The sequence below is a fragment of the Photobacterium rosenbergii genome (assembly GCF_033022775.1).
Classification (GTDB): domain Bacteria; phylum Pseudomonadota; class Gammaproteobacteria; order Enterobacterales; family Vibrionaceae; genus Photobacterium; species Photobacterium rosenbergii_A.
In genome coordinates this window covers 585,736-601,404 of the sequence record NZ_JAWJZI010000003.1, presented here as the reverse complement: position 1 = coordinate 601,404, position 15,669 = coordinate 585,736, and the positions used below count along the sequence as shown (strand labels likewise).

The window sequence follows — 15,669 nt, the reverse complement described above, 5'->3', positions numbered from 1 at the left end:
TATCGCCTATCGCCTATCGCCTATCGCCTATCGCCTATCGCCTATCGCCTATCGCCTATCGCCTATCGCCTATCGCCTATCGCCTTATGCGATAGCGAATGCAGGGACACCGCTGTGGAAACGGAAGGTCTCGTCTGGGCTGTTGATCAGCTCTGCCTCGCGGGCTCCGATAGCTTGTACGCGCTCGCTGATATCTTCGCCGGCGATTTGTTCGGCCAGTTTCAGGTAGTCCTGGTAGTGGCGGGCTTCAGAGCGCAGCAGGGAGATGTAGAACTTCTTCAGCTCTTCATCGAGGTAAGGAGCCAACTTGGCAAAGCGCTCGCAAGAGCGGGCTTCGATGTAAGCGCCGATGATCAGCTTGTCGATAAGGGTGCTTGGCTCATGGGTGCGGACAATCTTCATCAGGCCCTTGGCATAACGGCCTGCATTCAGGCTAGAGTAGGGGATACCGCGGTTTTCCATGATCTCCAACACCTGCTCGAAGTGGTGGAATTCCTCTTTGATCAGGCGGACCATTTTGTCGATAAGCTCTTCGCCGTGGGCAAAGTCAGCCTTGGGCTTTAGCTCGGCGGCCAGACCGTTTTTCTTGCCATGGAAGCTGCGGGTATCACGTTCGGTACCATAGACAAACTCCTCGTAAGGCTTAGCCCATTCGAGGAGTGCCTTACCGCTCTCGGCATCGACAGCATATTTGCGGATCAAGAACATCGCAGTCTGACTGGCTTTCAGTTCACAGTTGCAATGATCGACTAGCAGGGCTGTGAGGTTTTCTGGTTTCTTTGCTTCGTTGATCCAGGCATCGGGCGTGTCACATTGCAGGAACTGTTTGATTGGCTCAAGCAGTGAGTCGATCATCTGTTGGGTTGTATTCATGGGCTAGGTTTTGTTGAGTCTTGTTGTCGATATGTGCCCAGTATACCAATGCTGAGGTTCAAAGTGCTAACCGCTAAATAAAACAAAGGCCACCTGGTGGATGGCCTTTGTTTGGTATTTGGTATTTGCTGTTTTGTGCTTAGTGGCTAGCGGGTGCGCTCCGCGTTACCATTTTCGCTTAGGTTGGAACAATACATCTAGCTCGTCTTGTTCCTTGTCAATCATCTGCTGTCGTTGTTGCTCGTTAGTCATGTTCTGGCTGCTGTCGATATCTGTTAGCATCTTCTGCAGTTTCTCTCGGGCTTGGTTGGCGTAGTCGTCATTCTTGCTAGCCAATACATCAATGCCTTTTTTCAGCAACTGCTTGGCAGTACCCAGCTGTCTTTTCATTCGGGCTTCATTAGCACGCTTGATGACATTTTCGATGTTGATCCTAAGCTGGATACCTTCCAGGCGGGCATTTTCGGTCACGAAGGCCTGGGTAGGCATACGGCCTTTGCTGTGCTCACTTTTAACAACATTTTTCAGGCGCTTAACCAGCTGAAGCATACCAAGCGCCTGTTTGTCAGTACTTGGCACCTTGAAGCTGGCCACGTCGGCCTGCGAGTAGTTCGCCTGCAATTGGTTTATCTGTTCAGTGACATTGCTAATACGCTGGGGCAGAGACTTATCCGATGGGTCGGTTTCTTTCATTCCTTCCAGTGAGAACAGTACCCGTTTGTTCAGACAAACCAGTAGATCTTTACTGTATGGAAGATGGTGGGCATTACTGATCAACTCTTCGGTCGCATCAATAACAGCGATAAATTTAGCTAATTCCTGTTGCTTTGCGCTTTCCAGCTTCTGTCGGTACTGAATAATGATGTTGTAACCAACAATCAAAATCAGCAACAGGCTTACCAGGCCAATAATTAGTGGCATGCTCATGGGGTAGGGGACCATCCGTGCTTACATCAAGCCCTATAAGATACACCATATCGATAATTGGTCATAGACGCGAGATCGCTTTCTAATAGATCAACATCGCTTAAGCGTTGATTTTGTCGCATAAAGTTGCTCGCAGCGATAAGAATGCGTGACATTTTGCGGTAATTGTCGATTAACTTGCGAAAATTAGACACCCAAGGCTGGGAAACTGGGTCTATAAGTTATATAACATTATGTTATAAAGCCCTGCGGAGAGCAGTGCAGGGATCACTCCAGGGCCGGAGTAAAAATGATAAAGGACTATCATTAGGCGGAACCATGAAACTACAACAATTAAGATATATCGTTGAGGTTGTAAACCATAACCTAAATGTCTCTGCGACCGCAGAGAGCTTGTACACTTCCCAGCCGGGGATCAGTAAACAAGTCAGGTTGTTGGAAGACGAGCTTGGCGTGCAAATTTTCGAGCGCAGCGGTAAGCATTTGACTCAGGTGACGCCGGCAGGGGAGTCAATCGTCAAGATCGCGAGGGACATATTATCCCGAGTGGAGAGTATCAAATCGGTGGCAGGGGAGCATACCCACCCAGAAATGGGCACGCTGAATATTGCCACCACCCATACTCAGGCCCGTTATGCGCTTCCGCCTGTGATCCAAGGTTTTACCGCCCGCTACCCTAAAGTGACACTGCACATGCACCAGGGCACGCCGAACCAGCTAGCTGATGCGGTATCAAAAGGGACCACAGACTTCGCCATTGCTACCGAAGCACTGCACTTGTATCAGGATATGATCATGCTGCCTTGTTACCATTGGAATCGCTCGATCGTGGTCAAGGCAGATCATCCACTGGCTAAGAAATCTGAAATTACTATCCATGATTTGGCCGCTTATCCATTGGTCACTTATGTCTTTGGCTTTACGGGCCGGTCCGAGCTGGATAGTGCTTTCAATCGCTCAGGCCTGACCCCGCGCATTGTCTTCACGGCCACAGACGCTGATGTGATCAAAACCTATGTACGCCTTGGCATTGGTGTTGGCGTTATTGCCAGCATGGCCATGGATCCTGCAACCGATGGCGATTTGGTGGCGATTGATGCCAGCCACATTTTTGAAGCCAGCACCACTAAGATTGGCTTTAAAAAGGGCACTTTCCTGCGCAGTTACATGTATGACTTCATCAAGCGCTTTGCCCCGCACCTCACCCGGGATGTGGTTGACCAGGCCGTAACGCTGAAAACCAATGCTGAAATCGAGGCGATGTTTGCCAATATGCCGTTACCGGTGAAATAACAGCTCTAAGGCTGTCTTCGGGCAGCCTTTGTTCCTCTTGTTATTCTTTCTTATCGCGACTTAGCAATCTTTCTTATCATGAAATAGTCTCTTTCTGCCTATTTGGCGTGTTTGCGTTTACAATATCGGGGTTTTGCCGATAAACCCAAGAGTAAACCATGCACGCTCCACGCTTTTCCCAACTTGATCGCTTACTGACTGATACCCGTGAGTTTTGGCAGTTTATGCCGTTTTCTAGTTCGCCGTCGCAATGGGAGCAGAGCCATCCCGGGCTCACAACGTGGTTGCTGGGTTTGGATGAGCAACAGCTTACCCACTTCAAAGAAAATCCGACTGAGTTGGCAATGGCGGTCAATGAGTGGCTCCCTCAGGCGCGTGCGTTACAGGCATTGGCCGATCTTGAAGTGATGCCGCATGTGGAGCGTATCCCTCCTCGCGGGCTAGATACGGGTATCCCCGGAAGAAAGTGGCAGCAGTTACAGGCGTTTAACGGTGTATTGCCTGCACTGCAACTGCCATGGCTAGAATGGTGCGCCGGAAAAGGGTTCTTGGGCCGGGTGCTTGCCGCGACCCACAATACACCCGTCACCAGTTTGGAGTGGCAGCAGGCACTGTGTGAAAGCGGTGAAGCGGCGGCCCGGAAGCTGTGTTTGCCGATGACCTTTGTCCACGGTGATGCTTTCTCCCCGGAAAGCGGCAAGTTTATTCTATCCCAGCAGCATGCGGTTGCTCTGCATGCCTGTGGTGATTTGCATGTATCATTGCTGCAGCGAGTAGCCGATCGCCAAGGGCGGGCAGTGAGTGTGTCACCGTGCTGTTACCACCTTATCCGCGAGAAAACCTACCAGCCGATGTCGGCAGTGGCGAAACAAAGTGCGTTGGCGCTTAGCAAACACGATTTACGGCTACCTTTGCAGGAAACGGTGACGGCAGGAAACCGGGTGCGCAATCTGCGTTTTGTTGAGGTCAGCTTCCGGCTTGGCTTCGACAGCCTGCAGCGTAGCGTGACCGGGCAAGATACCTACATGCCCGTGCCGAATGTCCAGAAGGCGCTGTTCAACGATGGCTTTGCTGCTTTCTGCCACTGGGCCGCAGAGCAAAAGGGTTTGGCTCTACCGGAGAATATTGATTTTGCCTACTGGCAACAGGTTGGGGAGCAACGTTTTGACTGGGTTGAGCGATTGGAATTATTACGTCAGCTTTTCCGCCGGCCTCTGGAGATGTGGTTGGTGTATGACCGGGCGTGTTTTATGGAAGAGTCAGGCTATAAGGTGACGGTCGGGACATTCTGTGACAAGCCTGTTACCCCAAGAAATATTATGATTCATGCCGAGTTAAAGGATTAAATGGCGAACAGCCCATTGAGGAAGAGATATAAATAGCCCAATCCACGTAAAACAAAGGCCAGTCTGGGCTGGCCTTATTTGTCTCTACTCTTATTTGTCTCTACTATTTAAGCGACCTAAGCGCGGTTACTCAACGGTTTCCCGGATGGCTTCCGGAATAGTATTGAGCAAGCTGAAGTTTCGCTCTTCATGTTCATGAGCCGGCAGCGGTCGGCCAAGATAATAACCCTGGCAGAAATCGAAGCCGCATTGCTGCAAATAACGCAGTTGCGCTTCGGTTTCGACCCCTTCAGCCACCACTTTTAGCGCCAGTTTTTCACAGATAGCCTGGGTGGCCTCAATAATGGCCTGGCTGCCCTTGTGTTCACCCTGGACAAAGCTTTGATCCAGTTTAACGGTACTGATTGGCAAATCCTGCAGCTGTGATAGGGACGAGTAACCGGTACCGAAATCATCGAGGTAAAGCTCAAGGCCCAGCGAGGCCAAATCGTCCAGGCATTGCTTGGCTTCATCATACTCCTGCAACATGGTGGACTCGGTCAATTCGAGGGCCAGCTGCGAAGGGGGGATCTGGTAATGTTTCAGCAGCCCTTCGATAGTCGGAGCCAAACTGGACTGTAACTGGGCGCGTGACAGATTGACGCTCATAATAAACGACTTACCGTATTTCTCACGCCACAAGGCCAGTTGTTTGCTGGCCGTTTTCAGGATCCATTTACCCAGTGGGACGATCTGGCCGGTTTCTTCTGCCAGCGGGATAAATTCACCTGGGGATACTTGCCCCAGCTCCTCGTCATGCCAGCGGATCAATGCCTCGAAGCCTTTGAGCGATTTTGCCTTCATATCGACAATCGGCTGGTAATAAAGCTCGAACGCTTCTGCTTCCAGCGCCAATGTCAGGTGATGGCGTAGGGTCATCTTGCGGTACAGCGCATCGGCCATATCCGGAGAGAAATGATGGCTGCGGTTACGGCCCCTTAGCTTGGCCCTATGCATCGCCATATCGGCCTGGGTCACCAGGGTTTCGATGTCTCTGGCATCGGTTGGATAGTCCGACGTACCGATACTGCAACCAATCGACAGCTCGCCCACTTCTTTAAGGTGGAATGGACGATTCAATGCTTTGATCAGCTGTTTGGCAAACATTGCCGAGTTCTCTATGTTGCGGTGCTCCGCTTGAACGATAAACTCATCACCGCCGAATCGGGCCAGCAGTCCCTTGAACTTCACTTCTTCCTGCAGGCGAATAGCAATAGCGCGCAATAGTTTGTCACCAATGGCGTGACCATAGGTATCATTGACCAGCTTGAACCCGTCGATATCGAGGAACAATAAGCTATATGGATGCTGGCTATGCTGGTTTTCAACAATGGCATTGGTAATACCGCGGCGGTTTAACAGCCCGGTCAAGAAGTCATGCTCAGCGTTATATTTTGCCTTGTGAAGTTGCTCTTTTTCCTGGCTGATGTTGATTAAACTCAGCAGCAGCTGGTGCTTATCCGACAGCCATTTACCATCGATATTCAGCCAATGGTGGCTTTTGCCTGTCCAGCATAAACGCTTGGTTTTCAGTACGCCTTCGGAACGGGCAGTGGTCAGCCATTTATCAGCCAGCAGGGCGTCACCAAGGAAGCTGGCTAAATCTTGTAGGTCTTCGCCAAAAGAGTGGGTAAAAGAGTTGTTGGCGCTGATCAGGCTACCGCTTTCATCAAATAGCAAAGCCAGATTCGAGCTGCCAGAAAACGCCAATTCTCGGCGTAAGCTTGCTTCTTCTGCGATCACTTCGACTAGCATGGCTGTATTGCCATCAGGGCCTGGCATACCCGAAAAATAACACAACGCTTTCTTGATGACATTGTTGGGGGAGAAGTACCACCAGGTTTTGATTTTTTCACCTTGTTGGAAGCGGCTTAGGTAGCCGTCCAGGATGGCGTCAACCGCTTCGGACATGTCGAGGCTGAGATCACGGGCTGTCAGTTCATTCGTACTCTTCGCTTCCCATAGAGATAGCGAGGCAGAGTTGGCCCAGAGAATGCGTTTTTGGTGAATATCGAAAATCCAAACAGGGGTCTGTAGGAACTCGTAGAGAGAAAAATTTTGGTTCATCACCAAGGCTTTGTTATTTATTGTGATATTTATCAGATGCTATATCAAAAACGGCGTTTTAAATACGCATACGGGATAAAATCGTGAGGCTTATTCACGATTATTGAAAAAAAAGATGTAATATCTTGAAAAGCAGCAAAAAAGGCGATAGAGGTCGCACTTTTTTGCTGTCCTTTTCATTTTACTGCAGAGCCAGTTTCACTTCTAGGCCGACAAAAACAGGATCGTAATTGGCACCGGCGTCGAGCGCAAAGGTTGCGGCATCGGTATTGCCGAACCATGGTGTGTAGGTCAAGCTGACATCTGTATCGCCTCGCCACCAGTCCGTCACCCAGTAATGGATGTGGCCAACAGGGTTGAGGAAGAACAGACTGACATCACCCATGGTTTTCGATCCCATCACCTTGCCGCGGTTGGCGGTGATTTCCATTTCGGTTTGGAACATCCACTCACCAACGGCCGCACCAAACAGTGGCGTAACAATAATATCCTGGATAGATGGCACTTCAGCAAAGGCTTCTACGCCGTATTCCCAGAAGAATGTCGACATGGTTGCCGAATACAGGAATGACTCCCATTCGTTAAAGCCTGAGTGACGTGCGGCGGTGTAGTAAACACCGCCGAAATATGGGTGCATGATATAGTTTAGGTAGTGGTCGTCCTTATCCCAAACCGGGCCTTCCTTGACATTGTCCCACCATTTTTTACCTAGGCCCTTTAAGTTTGTATCTTCAGGATCCCAATTGGTAACACTCTCTGGTAGCAAGGTCATCAGGCCTACGGTTGCCACACTCAAACCTAAAATAGTGTATGACTGCTCGAGCAGGTAATCCCAGTCTTTTTCGGGCGCTACCGATAGGTATTTTGGCAGTGTACTGCTGGCTGGCTCTGTAGTCGCCGGTTGCAGAGAAAGCCCTTGATCCATGGCTGTAAACTGATAATCGTCGCTAGACCCTAGCCGTTGGCTAGGCTGCGAAGCATAGCTGTTAAGAAATGTTGGCTGTTGGTATGAACCAGTATAGGCATTCTCATTCCATGCGAATGCAGGGGTGCTGACGGCAATCCCCAGAACAAGTGGTGATAGAAGTGAAGTGCGCAAGATACGCTCCGCAATAGATCAAGGTGGATTGGATAAAAAAGTGCGGGAAGTATCACTGAAATGATTAAAAAATCCTAGTAACTATTCACAAAATTAGTGCAAAAAAATTGTAAAAAAATTACCTGTTTATATGAATGAAAATCAAAATTAACAACATTGTTCAAAACGCTGTCTCAAAGAAAAGAAAAACGGCAAGCGAAGTGCTTGCCGTTTGTTTTAAGGTTAACCCACTGCCGGGATCAGGCCTGCCATCTGGAGGAACTGTGCGGTAATGATGATAACACCAGCACCGGTTGCCAGAATCAAAGCTGGCTTACCCCCTGCTACCTGGTAACCATTATTTTGGTCATCACTATTGACTGCAATTTGCTTGCGCTGGGCGCTGACCATGGCAACCGGCAGGAAAATTGCCAGAATGACCAGCGCAATGGCAGCGAAACCCAATGCCATAATAAAGCCCTGTGGGTAGAACAAGGCGAAAGCCAGCGGTGGGATAAATGTCATCGCAGCGGTTTGCAAGCGTCCATGTTTTTTATCATTTTGCTTGAAGCTGTCGGCGACGAAATCGAACAGACCCAGACTTACACCCAAGAACGAGGTGGCCAGTGCCAAGTCAGCGAAAACAGAGACGGACTGGCTAACCATTGGGTTATGCAGCATTTCGCTCAGTGTGCCAATGAATGAACCTAGGCTGTTGCTTGCCATTAGATCTTGCTGGCTAAGTACCCCTTGGCTCGTCAACTGCCAGAATACGTAGATCAATAGCGGCAGGGAAGAGCCGATGACCATCACTTTCTTGAGGGCTCTGATGTCCAAGCCGATGTAGCGCACAATAGACGGGATGCTGCCGTGAAAACCAAACGAGGTAAATATGACCGGCAGCGCCGAAATGATCAGCCCTTTCTCTACCGGCATATTGACCAGGTAGCCGCCTTCGACATTTGGTGCCAATAGACTAAGCATGACCACCAAAGCAATGACTTTCAGGGTAAACAGTACTCGGTTAACCATATCAACCGAGTGGGTGCCAACCGCCACAATGCTGGCAATGACCAACGTAAACAAAACAGCGCTGGTTTGCGCAGAGACATCCAACCCCACCCAGTTTGTTAACTTGTCATTCAGCTGTCCGCCCCCGCCGGCAATGTAGGCAGCGCAAAGCGAGTACATCAAAAAACATACCGCAAAATTTGCCAGGTATTGGCCTTTTTTCCCCAGTAGATCTCGGGCCAGTGAGTTTAGTGTGGCTTGGTGATCGGCGTATTGGTGCACCTCTAGCATCAAGAGTGCGGTGTAGGTCATCAATGACCAGATACCAAACATGATCAAAGTGGCAGTGGTAAAGCCAAGTCCAGCCGAGGCCAGAGGAAGGGCCAGCATGCCTGCACCAATGGTTGTACCGGCGATGATCAGCATACTGCCGAAAGTCTTGTTCATAGACATGGGGTTAGTTGCTCCGAGTTTTCAAAATGGTTTTGCTCGGGAGGCGGTGTCTGCACCTGTGGTTACTCCCTATTTCTGGTTTTTAGAGGGCCACAATGGCAAAGAGGTGTCAGAATATATTTACACTCTATGTAGCCATTGCGGCTATCGATAGGAAATCCCTGATTGGTGTTTACTCATGGTCTGTTCCATTTTTTACAGTGATAAATAGCGCTTCTTGGGCTTTTGATGATGATTGCCTCTAGGTGTGAACAATATAGTGATTGCATTTAACTGTCAACTTTTGTGTTTGTGTGTGTAATTATATCTTTACACTTGGTGGGGTGTGCCTTGATGCGATAAAGCGTCGCCTGGAAAGTTACAGATAAAAATAACGTGCTGAAATAGATAGAGATATGCTTGAATAAGAAATAACAACCGCAGTCGGCTACATGGGGAGAAGAAATGCTGAAAGTCGCAATGATTAGTACGGGTGAGGAAGTGCTTCACGGGGATATTACTGACACCAATGCCGCCTGGTTGTCTGCACTGTTTTTTCAGCGCGGTTTTCCCATGTCGCGAAGGACCACGGTAGGCGATCAGCTAGATCTGCTGGCTGAAGAAATTGAACACTGCAGCCTGACGGCAGATGTGGTGATCGTCAATGGCGGCTTAGGCCCTACCACTGATGATTTGACTGCCCAGGCCGCTGCCATCGCCGCCGATGTTGGCCTGGAGTTGGTCGGTGAGTGGGTTGTGGCAATGGAAGAAAAGTATGCCAAGCTTGGCCGTGTGATGCCCGAAACCAACCTCAAGCAGGCTATGCTACCGGAAGGCTCGGAGGTGTTGGACAACCCCATAGGTACTGCCTGTGGCTTTGTCATGCGAATCAACCGGGCCTGGGTGTTTTTTACCCCGGGCGTGCCGAGCGAGTTCAAGAAAATGATCCATGAGCAAATTCTGCCCCGGCTGGAAGGAAGCTACACCCATACCAACGCCCGCGAGTGCATCCGGCTTTATACCTTTGGCCTTTCGGAGTCAGGTATTGGCCAATCACTGCAATCCATCCGCTTACCGGAGGATTTCGAACTTGGCTACCGCTCTGAAATCCCGTTCATTGAAGTGAAAGTTTTTTGTCCGCAAGGCCATCCTCAAACATCCGCGATAGTGACGGCCATTGCCAGTCAGCTAGGGGACAATCTAGTCGGCCACAACCAACCGTTATTGCACACCGTCGGTGAGTTGATTGAGCAAAAGGGATATGGGCTAGCGGTTGCCGAACATTATTCTGGGGGCTTTCTGACCAGCTGGCTCTATGATGATGAGCGCCTTGCGGGGAGTGTGGCGCAGTCTTGGGTACTGGGTAGAGACAATACACCGAAAGCCCATCACCAATCGCCTGTAGAGGCTTCATTGTCAATGGCTCAGGTAGCCAAAGAGAAAAATCAGGCGGATATTGGCTTGGCAATAGGCACTGAGCAAGATGGCCATGTGGTGGTGGCATTGGTGACCCCCGAAGGGGAGTGGGCGCAGCAAGTGTCGACCAGGCGCCGCTATGCTTCGCGTGATTTCCGCTATGTCCTGGCAACGCTGGGCTTGGATATGCTGCGACGTTGGCTTGAAGGTAAACCGGTGCTTGGCCACTCGGAATCACTGCAGCGTGTTAATCACATTGAAAATAAATATGAGTGAAGGCTGATGAATTATCGGAGTGAAATATCGGTATGGTGAATAGGGCTGCTGTTTGAGTGGTTTAGCTGTCGGAACAGAGCTTAATGGCTAGCTTGTAGTTCTTGCTGTTGCAGTTGGTAGTCGAATTCGACCTCGACATTGCTCTTGGGGACAGAGCAGCAGGCTAAAACTTCATTCGGGGCAATGAAAGCCATTGAGTCTTGCTGGTCGACAGCACCAGATTTTAGTTTGCAGCGGCAAGCACCGCACATACCGTTACGGCACTGGTATTCAGGCTGAAAGCCTGCTTTTTCCAACTGGTCGAGCAAAGGCTCACGGCTGTTGCCGTGAACCTCAATACCATTAACGCGAATGGCGACTCGACTCATAGTTCGAAGTCACCCAGGTCATCGGCGCTGACATCGTTGTCGATTTGACCAACCAGGTAAGAACTGATCTCTGCTTCCTGAGGGGCCACCTGAACGTTGTCAGACGATAGCCAAGAGTTGATCCATGGGATCGGGTTCTGAGTTGCGCCAGGGTAGGCGTGCTCCAGGCCTACAGCTGCCATACGCAGGTTGGTAATATATTCAACGTACTGGCATAGGATGTCTTTGTTCAAACCGATCATCGAGCCATCTTTGAATAGGTACTCAGCCCACTCTTTCTCTTGCTCGGCCGCATCACGGAAGATAGCAAAGCACTCTTCTTTACACTCTTCGGCAATTTCCGCCATTTCAGGATCGTCCTGGCCAGTGCGCAGCAGGTTAAGGATATGCTGGGTACCGGTTAGGTGAAGCGCTTCGTCACGGGCGATCAGCTTGATGATTTTAGCGTTGCCTTCCATCAGCTCACGTTCGGCAAATGCGAACGAACACGCGAAGCTGACATAGAAACGGATAGCTTCCAGCGCATTGACAGACATCATGCACAGGTAAAGCTTCTTCTTGATGTTGCGAAGATTTACTGTGATGGTCTCGCCATTTACCGTGTGTGTACCTTCACCGAAACGGTGGTAGTCATTGGTTGCCGCGATCAGATCATCGTAGTACTTGGAGATATCGCCAGCACGTTTGATGATGTGCTCGTTACCGACGATATCGTCGAATACAATCGCCGGATCGTTGACGATATTACGGATGATATGGGTGTATGAGCGCGAGTGGATTGTCTCGGAGAAAGACCAGGTCTCAATCCAGGTTTCCAGCTCAGGGATAGACACAATCGGTAGCAGTGCAACGTTCGGGCTACGGCCCTGGATTGAATCCAGCAGCGTCTGGTACTTTAGGTTGCTGATGAAAATGTGGCGCTCATGATCTGGCAGGTTGCTGTAATCAATACGGTCGCCAGACACATCCACTTCTTCTGGACGCCAGAAGAAAGAAAGCTGTTTTTCAATCAGCTTTTCGAAAATCTCAAATTTTTGTTGGTCGTAACGCGCAACGTTAACAGGCTGGCCAAAGAACATTGGCTCTTTTAGTTGGTCGTTATTGGTTTGACAGAAAGTGCTATATGCCATCTTATCCTCAACATCAATGGGAGCCGAGGCTCCCACTGTTTCAAATCATTAAATCTTGCAGCTTGTGCAGTCGTCTGCGCCCACATCGCCCTGGCTATCAGAAGCACCGTCACGGGTGTTGTGGTAGTACAAGGTTTTCACGCCGAGTTTATACGCTGTTAGTAGGTCTTTTAGCAACAGTTTCATAGGCACTTTTCCGCCTGGCTGCTGGCTTGGGTCGTAGTTGGTGTTCGCCGAAATCGCCTGATCGATGAATTTCTGCATGATACCAACTAGTTGCAGGTAACCGTCGTTGCTACCGATATTCCATAGCAGCTCGTAGTTGTCTTTGTACTTGCTGTACTCAGGCACTACCTGCTTCAGGATACCGTCTTTCGATGCTTTAACTGATACGAAGCCACGTGGTGGTTCGATGCCGTTGGTCGCATTCGAGATCTGCGAAGATGTCTCAGATGGCATCAGTGCAGACAGCGTTGAGTTACGCAGGCCGTGGGTCTTGATTTCTTCACGTAGCGCTTCCCAGTCGTAACGTAGCTCGGCAGTACACACTTTATCGATATCTTTCTTGTAGGTATCGATAGGCAGAATACCCTGGGCGTATGTTGTCTCGTTGAATGCCGGACATGCACCTTGCTCTTTCGCTAGGCCCAAAGACGCTTTCAATAGGTAGTACTGGATCGCTTCGAACGCTTCGTGGGTCAGGTTGTTTGCGCTGCCGTCAGAGTAGCGAACACCGTTCTTCGCTAGGTAGTAAGCGAAGTTAATTACGCCCACACCCAGAGTACGGCGGTTCATCGTTGAACGGTAAGCCGCAGGCAGTGGGTAGTCCTGGTAATCAAGCAGTGCATCAAGCGCACGTACTGTCAGGTCAGCCAACTCTTCAAGATCGTCCAGCGAGTCGATTGCGCCAAGGTTGAACGCAGATAGCGTACACAGGGCAATCTCGCCGTTTTCGTCTTCCACGTTGTTCAGTGGCTTGGTTGGCAGTGCAATTTCCAGACACAGGTTAGACTGGCGGATTGGTGCCACGCTTGGGTCGAACGGGCTGTGCGTATTACAGTGGTCAACGTTCTGTACGTAGATACGGCCAGTTGAAGCACGCTCTTGCATTAGTAGCGAGAACAGCTCGATAGCCTTGATGCTCTTGCGCTTGATGCTGCTGTCCTGCTCGTATTTCACGTACAGGCGCTCGAATTCGTCTTGGTCTGCGAAGAAGGCATCGTATAGGCCCGGAACGTCAGACGGTGAGAATAGGCTGAGGTTCTCGCCCTTGATCAGGCGGGTGTACATCAGTTTGTTGATCTGTACGCCGTAGTCCATGTGACGGACACGGTTTTCTTCAACACCACGGTTGTTTTTCAGTACCAGCAGTGATTCTACTTCGCCGTGCCACATTGGGTAGAACAACGTCGCCGCACCGCCACGTACACCGCCTTGAGAACAGCATTTAACCGCTGTCTGGAAGTATTTGTAGAATGGGATACAACCGGTGTGGAATGCTTCACCACCGCGGATTTCTGAGCCTAGGGCACGGATACGGCCAGCGTTGATGCCGATACCGGCACGCTGAGACACGTAACGTACGATAGCGCTTGATGTTGCGTTGATTGAATCCAGGCTGTCGTCACACTCGATCAGAACACATGAGCTGAACTGGCGAGTTGGGGTACGGACACCGGACATAATAGGTGTCGGTAGTGAAACCTTGAACTGGGATACTGCATCGTAGAAGCGCTTGATGTAGTCCATACGGGTGTCGCGCGGGTATTTGCCGAATAGGCAAGCGGCGATCATCATGTATAGGAACTGGGCACTTTCGAAGATTTCACCGCTCACACGGTTCTGAACCAGGTACTTACCTTCCAGTTGCTTAACAGCAGCGTAGGAGAAGTTCATATCACGCCAGTGATCGATGTAGTTATCCATCAGATCAAATTCTTCTTTGCTGTAATCTTCCAGCAAATGCTTGTCGTACTTACCTTTTTCAACAAGGTTGGTGACATGGTCATAAAGCTTAGGCGGCTCGAACTGGCCGTAGGCTTTCTTGCGCAGGTGGAAGATAGCAAGACGTGCAGCCAGGTATTGGTAGTCTGGCGTTTCTTCAGAGATCAGATCAGCTGCTGCTTTAATGATGGTCTCGTGAATGTCTTCAGTTTTGATCCCTTCATAGAACTGAATGTGAGATTTGAGCTCGACCTGAGACACCGATACATTCTCAAGGCCTTCGGCGGCCCAAGTGATCACTCGGTGGATTTTGTCTAGATCGATACTTTCTGTGCGTCCATCACGCTTGGTTACAGTGAGCTGTTGATTCATTTTTGGTAGTTTTCCCAGATTTCCATCAATAGCAGTGTTTTTTGTAACTTTTAGCAATAAGGTTAGCAAAGACTGTGATCTTTGTTAGATTTCTACTTGCCTATTAAAACACTATATATTGGGGTGTTGAGCTTATGGTGTTACAAGATAGTGGTGAGAGGGGGGTAATGCAAGTTGGTAATTTTTAACCAGCTGTGGATAACATGGGGATTCATAAAATTAAGTCAGTGCCTACTAACTGATTTGCGCAGGTAGGACAATATCATAGGAAAAATCAAAATTTTTTGAGGTTAAAAAAACCGCCCGTAAAAAAAAATCCCTTGATTTTTTACAGGCGATGGACGTACTGACAAACTTCATATTTTTTGGTTATTTCTTGGTTAGTTAGTGGCACGTGGCTAGGGCTGCTCACTGCCGACAACCGCCAAGATTTCACTCGGATGGGACAGTACCCCCTGTGCGTGCCAGTCAGAAGGGGTGTGCTCATCACCTATATATCCCCAACCGGCGACATACCCAGCCATATTGGCAGCCTTGGCTGCAATCATGTCTTTTTCGATATCACCGATGTAGATGCAATCGCGATGATCAACGCCCATTTGTTGGCTGGCATGTAATAACGGCTCGGGGTGAGGCTTGGCAACAGCCAGGGTATCCCCACAGACAACGGTTTTGGCTCGCAGCAGTTCAGGGAAGAAGGGGAGCAGCATGTCGGTCAGGAATCCGGGCTTGTTGGTCATGATCCCCCAATGGATCCCTTTTTCTTCCAGTTGTGCCAACAAAGCGGTGACACCCTGATAAAGTGAAGTGTTGACACAGATTTTGTCTTCGTAATAGCGCAGGAACTCTTCTCTTAGCGCCATAATATCGAGATGAGCGGGTATGTTGCCAAAGCCAGCGGTCAGCAGTCCCTTGGCCCCCATACTGGTGTTGGCCTGAATTTGCTGCTGGGTCAGTGGCGGTTGATCATAGTCAGCCAGAACCCGGTTGGCTGCATCGGCCATGTCGGGGGCAGTATCGAGAAGCGTGCCATCCAAATCAAACAGTACTGCTTTTATTTTCATTGCCATATATACATGTCCTTGTAATAAACAGGG

Annotated in this window: 12 protein-coding genes; 3 read left to right on the top strand and 9 right to left on the bottom strand. The window is 49.7% G+C overall.

What is annotated here, in order from left to right; genetic code table 11:
- Window positions 1-84 precede the first annotated feature (84 nt).
- Together miaE and R2X38_RS10570 are read right to left on the bottom strand one after the other, a co-directional pair.
- Window positions 85-873: a tRNA isopentenyl-2-thiomethyl-A-37 hydroxylase MiaE gene (gene miaE, locus R2X38_RS10575; RefSeq protein ID WP_317522180.1), complete on the bottom strand. Its 789-nt coding sequence runs from the start codon at window positions 871-873 to the stop codon at window positions 85-87.
- Between the two features lie 165 nt (window positions 874-1,038).
- On the bottom strand, window positions 1,039-1,800 hold the full coding sequence (locus R2X38_RS10570; protein WP_317522179.1) for a DNA repair protein: 762 nt from the start codon (window positions 1,798-1,800) through the stop codon (window positions 1,039-1,041).
- Window positions 1,801-2,118: 318 nt separating this feature from the next.
- Between R2X38_RS10570 and cysB the strand changes: the two genes are divergently transcribed.
- Window positions 2,119-3,093, top strand: coding sequence for an HTH-type transcriptional regulator CysB (gene cysB, locus R2X38_RS10565; RefSeq protein ID WP_317522178.1), 975 nt, complete (start codon window positions 2,119-2,121; stop codon window positions 3,091-3,093).
- 158 nt (window positions 3,094-3,251) lie between these two features.
- Entirely contained in the window at window positions 3,252-4,439 is a 1,188-nt protein-coding gene (locus R2X38_RS10560; protein ID WP_317522177.1) for a methyltransferase, read from the top strand.
- A gap of 126 nt (window positions 4,440-4,565) precedes the next feature.
- Here the strand turns inward: R2X38_RS10560 and R2X38_RS10555 are convergent, their stop codons facing one another.
- From R2X38_RS10555 to tyrP, 3 genes are all read right to left on the bottom strand, one after another.
- Window positions 4,566-6,545: a putative bifunctional diguanylate cyclase/phosphodiesterase gene (locus tag R2X38_RS10555; RefSeq protein ID WP_317522176.1), complete on the bottom strand. Its 1,980-nt coding sequence runs from the start codon at window positions 6,543-6,545 to the stop codon at window positions 4,566-4,568.
- A 181-nt stretch (window positions 6,546-6,726) separates the two neighbouring features.
- Window positions 6,727-7,644, bottom strand: coding sequence for a DUF3943 domain-containing protein (locus R2X38_RS10550; protein ID WP_317522175.1), 918 nt, complete (start codon window positions 7,642-7,644; stop codon window positions 6,727-6,729).
- A gap of 222 nt (window positions 7,645-7,866) precedes the next feature.
- Window positions 7,867-9,087: a tyrosine transporter TyrP gene (gene tyrP, locus R2X38_RS10545; protein WP_317522174.1), complete on the bottom strand. Its 1,221-nt coding sequence runs from the start codon at window positions 9,085-9,087 to the stop codon at window positions 7,867-7,869.
- A 444-nt stretch (window positions 9,088-9,531) separates the two neighbouring features.
- Between tyrP and R2X38_RS10540 the strand changes: the two genes are divergently transcribed.
- Window positions 9,532-10,758, top strand: a complete 1,227-nt coding sequence (locus R2X38_RS10540; RefSeq protein ID WP_317522173.1) for a CinA family nicotinamide mononucleotide deamidase-related protein — start codon at window positions 9,532-9,534, stop codon at window positions 10,756-10,758.
- Between the two features lie 80 nt (window positions 10,759-10,838).
- Here R2X38_RS10540 and yfaE read toward each other — a convergent pair whose 3' ends face one another.
- The 4 genes from yfaE to R2X38_RS10520 form a co-directional block, all read right to left on the bottom strand.
- Window positions 10,839-11,126, bottom strand: a complete 288-nt coding sequence (yfaE, locus tag R2X38_RS10535; RefSeq protein WP_317522172.1) for a class I ribonucleotide reductase maintenance protein YfaE — start codon at window positions 11,124-11,126, stop codon at window positions 10,839-10,841.
- Window positions 11,123-12,256, bottom strand: a complete 1,134-nt coding sequence (gene nrdB, locus R2X38_RS10530; RefSeq protein WP_317522171.1) for a class Ia ribonucleoside-diphosphate reductase subunit beta — start codon at window positions 12,254-12,256, stop codon at window positions 11,123-11,125. Before nrdB ends, yfaE begins: the two co-directional genes overlap by 4 nt.
- Window positions 12,257-12,304: 48 nt before the next feature.
- Complete coding sequence (nrdA, locus tag R2X38_RS10525) at window positions 12,305-14,572, bottom strand: class 1a ribonucleoside-diphosphate reductase subunit alpha (protein ID WP_317522170.1); 2,268 nt, start codon at window positions 14,570-14,572, stop codon at window positions 12,305-12,307.
- Window positions 14,573-14,970: 398 nt separating this feature from the next.
- Window positions 14,971-15,642, bottom strand: a complete 672-nt coding sequence (locus tag R2X38_RS10520; protein WP_317522169.1) for an HAD-IA family hydrolase — start codon at window positions 15,640-15,642, stop codon at window positions 14,971-14,973.
- Between the last annotated feature and the right edge of the window lie 27 nt (window positions 15,643-15,669).

What these genes read in the sequence shown, in the direction of transcription:
- cysB (WP_317522178.1), top strand. Translation starts at nt 2,119, where the DNA reads ATGAAACTACAACAATTAAGATATATCGTTGAGGTTGTAAACCATAAC.
- yfaE (WP_317522172.1), bottom strand. Translation starts at nt 11,126, where the DNA reads ATGAGTCGAGTCGCCATTCGCGTTAATGGTATTGAGGTTCACGGCAAC.
- R2X38_RS10540 (WP_317522173.1), top strand. Translation starts at nt 9,532, where the DNA reads ATGCTGAAAGTCGCAATGATTAGTACGGGTGAGGAAGTGCTTCACGGG.
- R2X38_RS10555 (WP_317522176.1), bottom strand. Translation starts at nt 6,545, where the DNA reads ATGAACCAAAATTTTTCTCTCTACGAGTTCCTACAGACCCCTGTTTGG.
- R2X38_RS10570 (WP_317522179.1), bottom strand. Translation starts at nt 1,800, where the DNA reads ATGAGCATGCCACTAATTATTGGCCTGGTAAGCCTGTTGCTGATTTTG.
- nrdB (WP_317522171.1), bottom strand. Translation starts at nt 12,256, where the DNA reads ATGGCATATAGCACTTTCTGTCAAACCAATAACGACCAACTAAAAGAG.
- nrdA (WP_317522170.1), bottom strand. Translation starts at nt 14,572, where the DNA reads ATGAATCAACAGCTCACTGTAACCAAGCGTGATGGACGCACAGAAAGT.
- R2X38_RS10560 (WP_317522177.1), top strand. Translation starts at nt 3,252, where the DNA reads ATGCACGCTCCACGCTTTTCCCAACTTGATCGCTTACTGACTGATACC.
- R2X38_RS10520 (WP_317522169.1), bottom strand. Translation starts at nt 15,642, where the DNA reads ATGGCAATGAAAATAAAAGCAGTACTGTTTGATTTGGATGGCACGCTT.
- miaE (WP_317522180.1), bottom strand. Translation starts at nt 873, where the DNA reads ATGAATACAACCCAACAGATGATCGACTCACTGCTTGAGCCAATCAAA.
- tyrP (WP_317522174.1), bottom strand. Translation starts at nt 9,087, where the DNA reads ATGTCTATGAACAAGACTTTCGGCAGTATGCTGATCATCGCCGGTACA.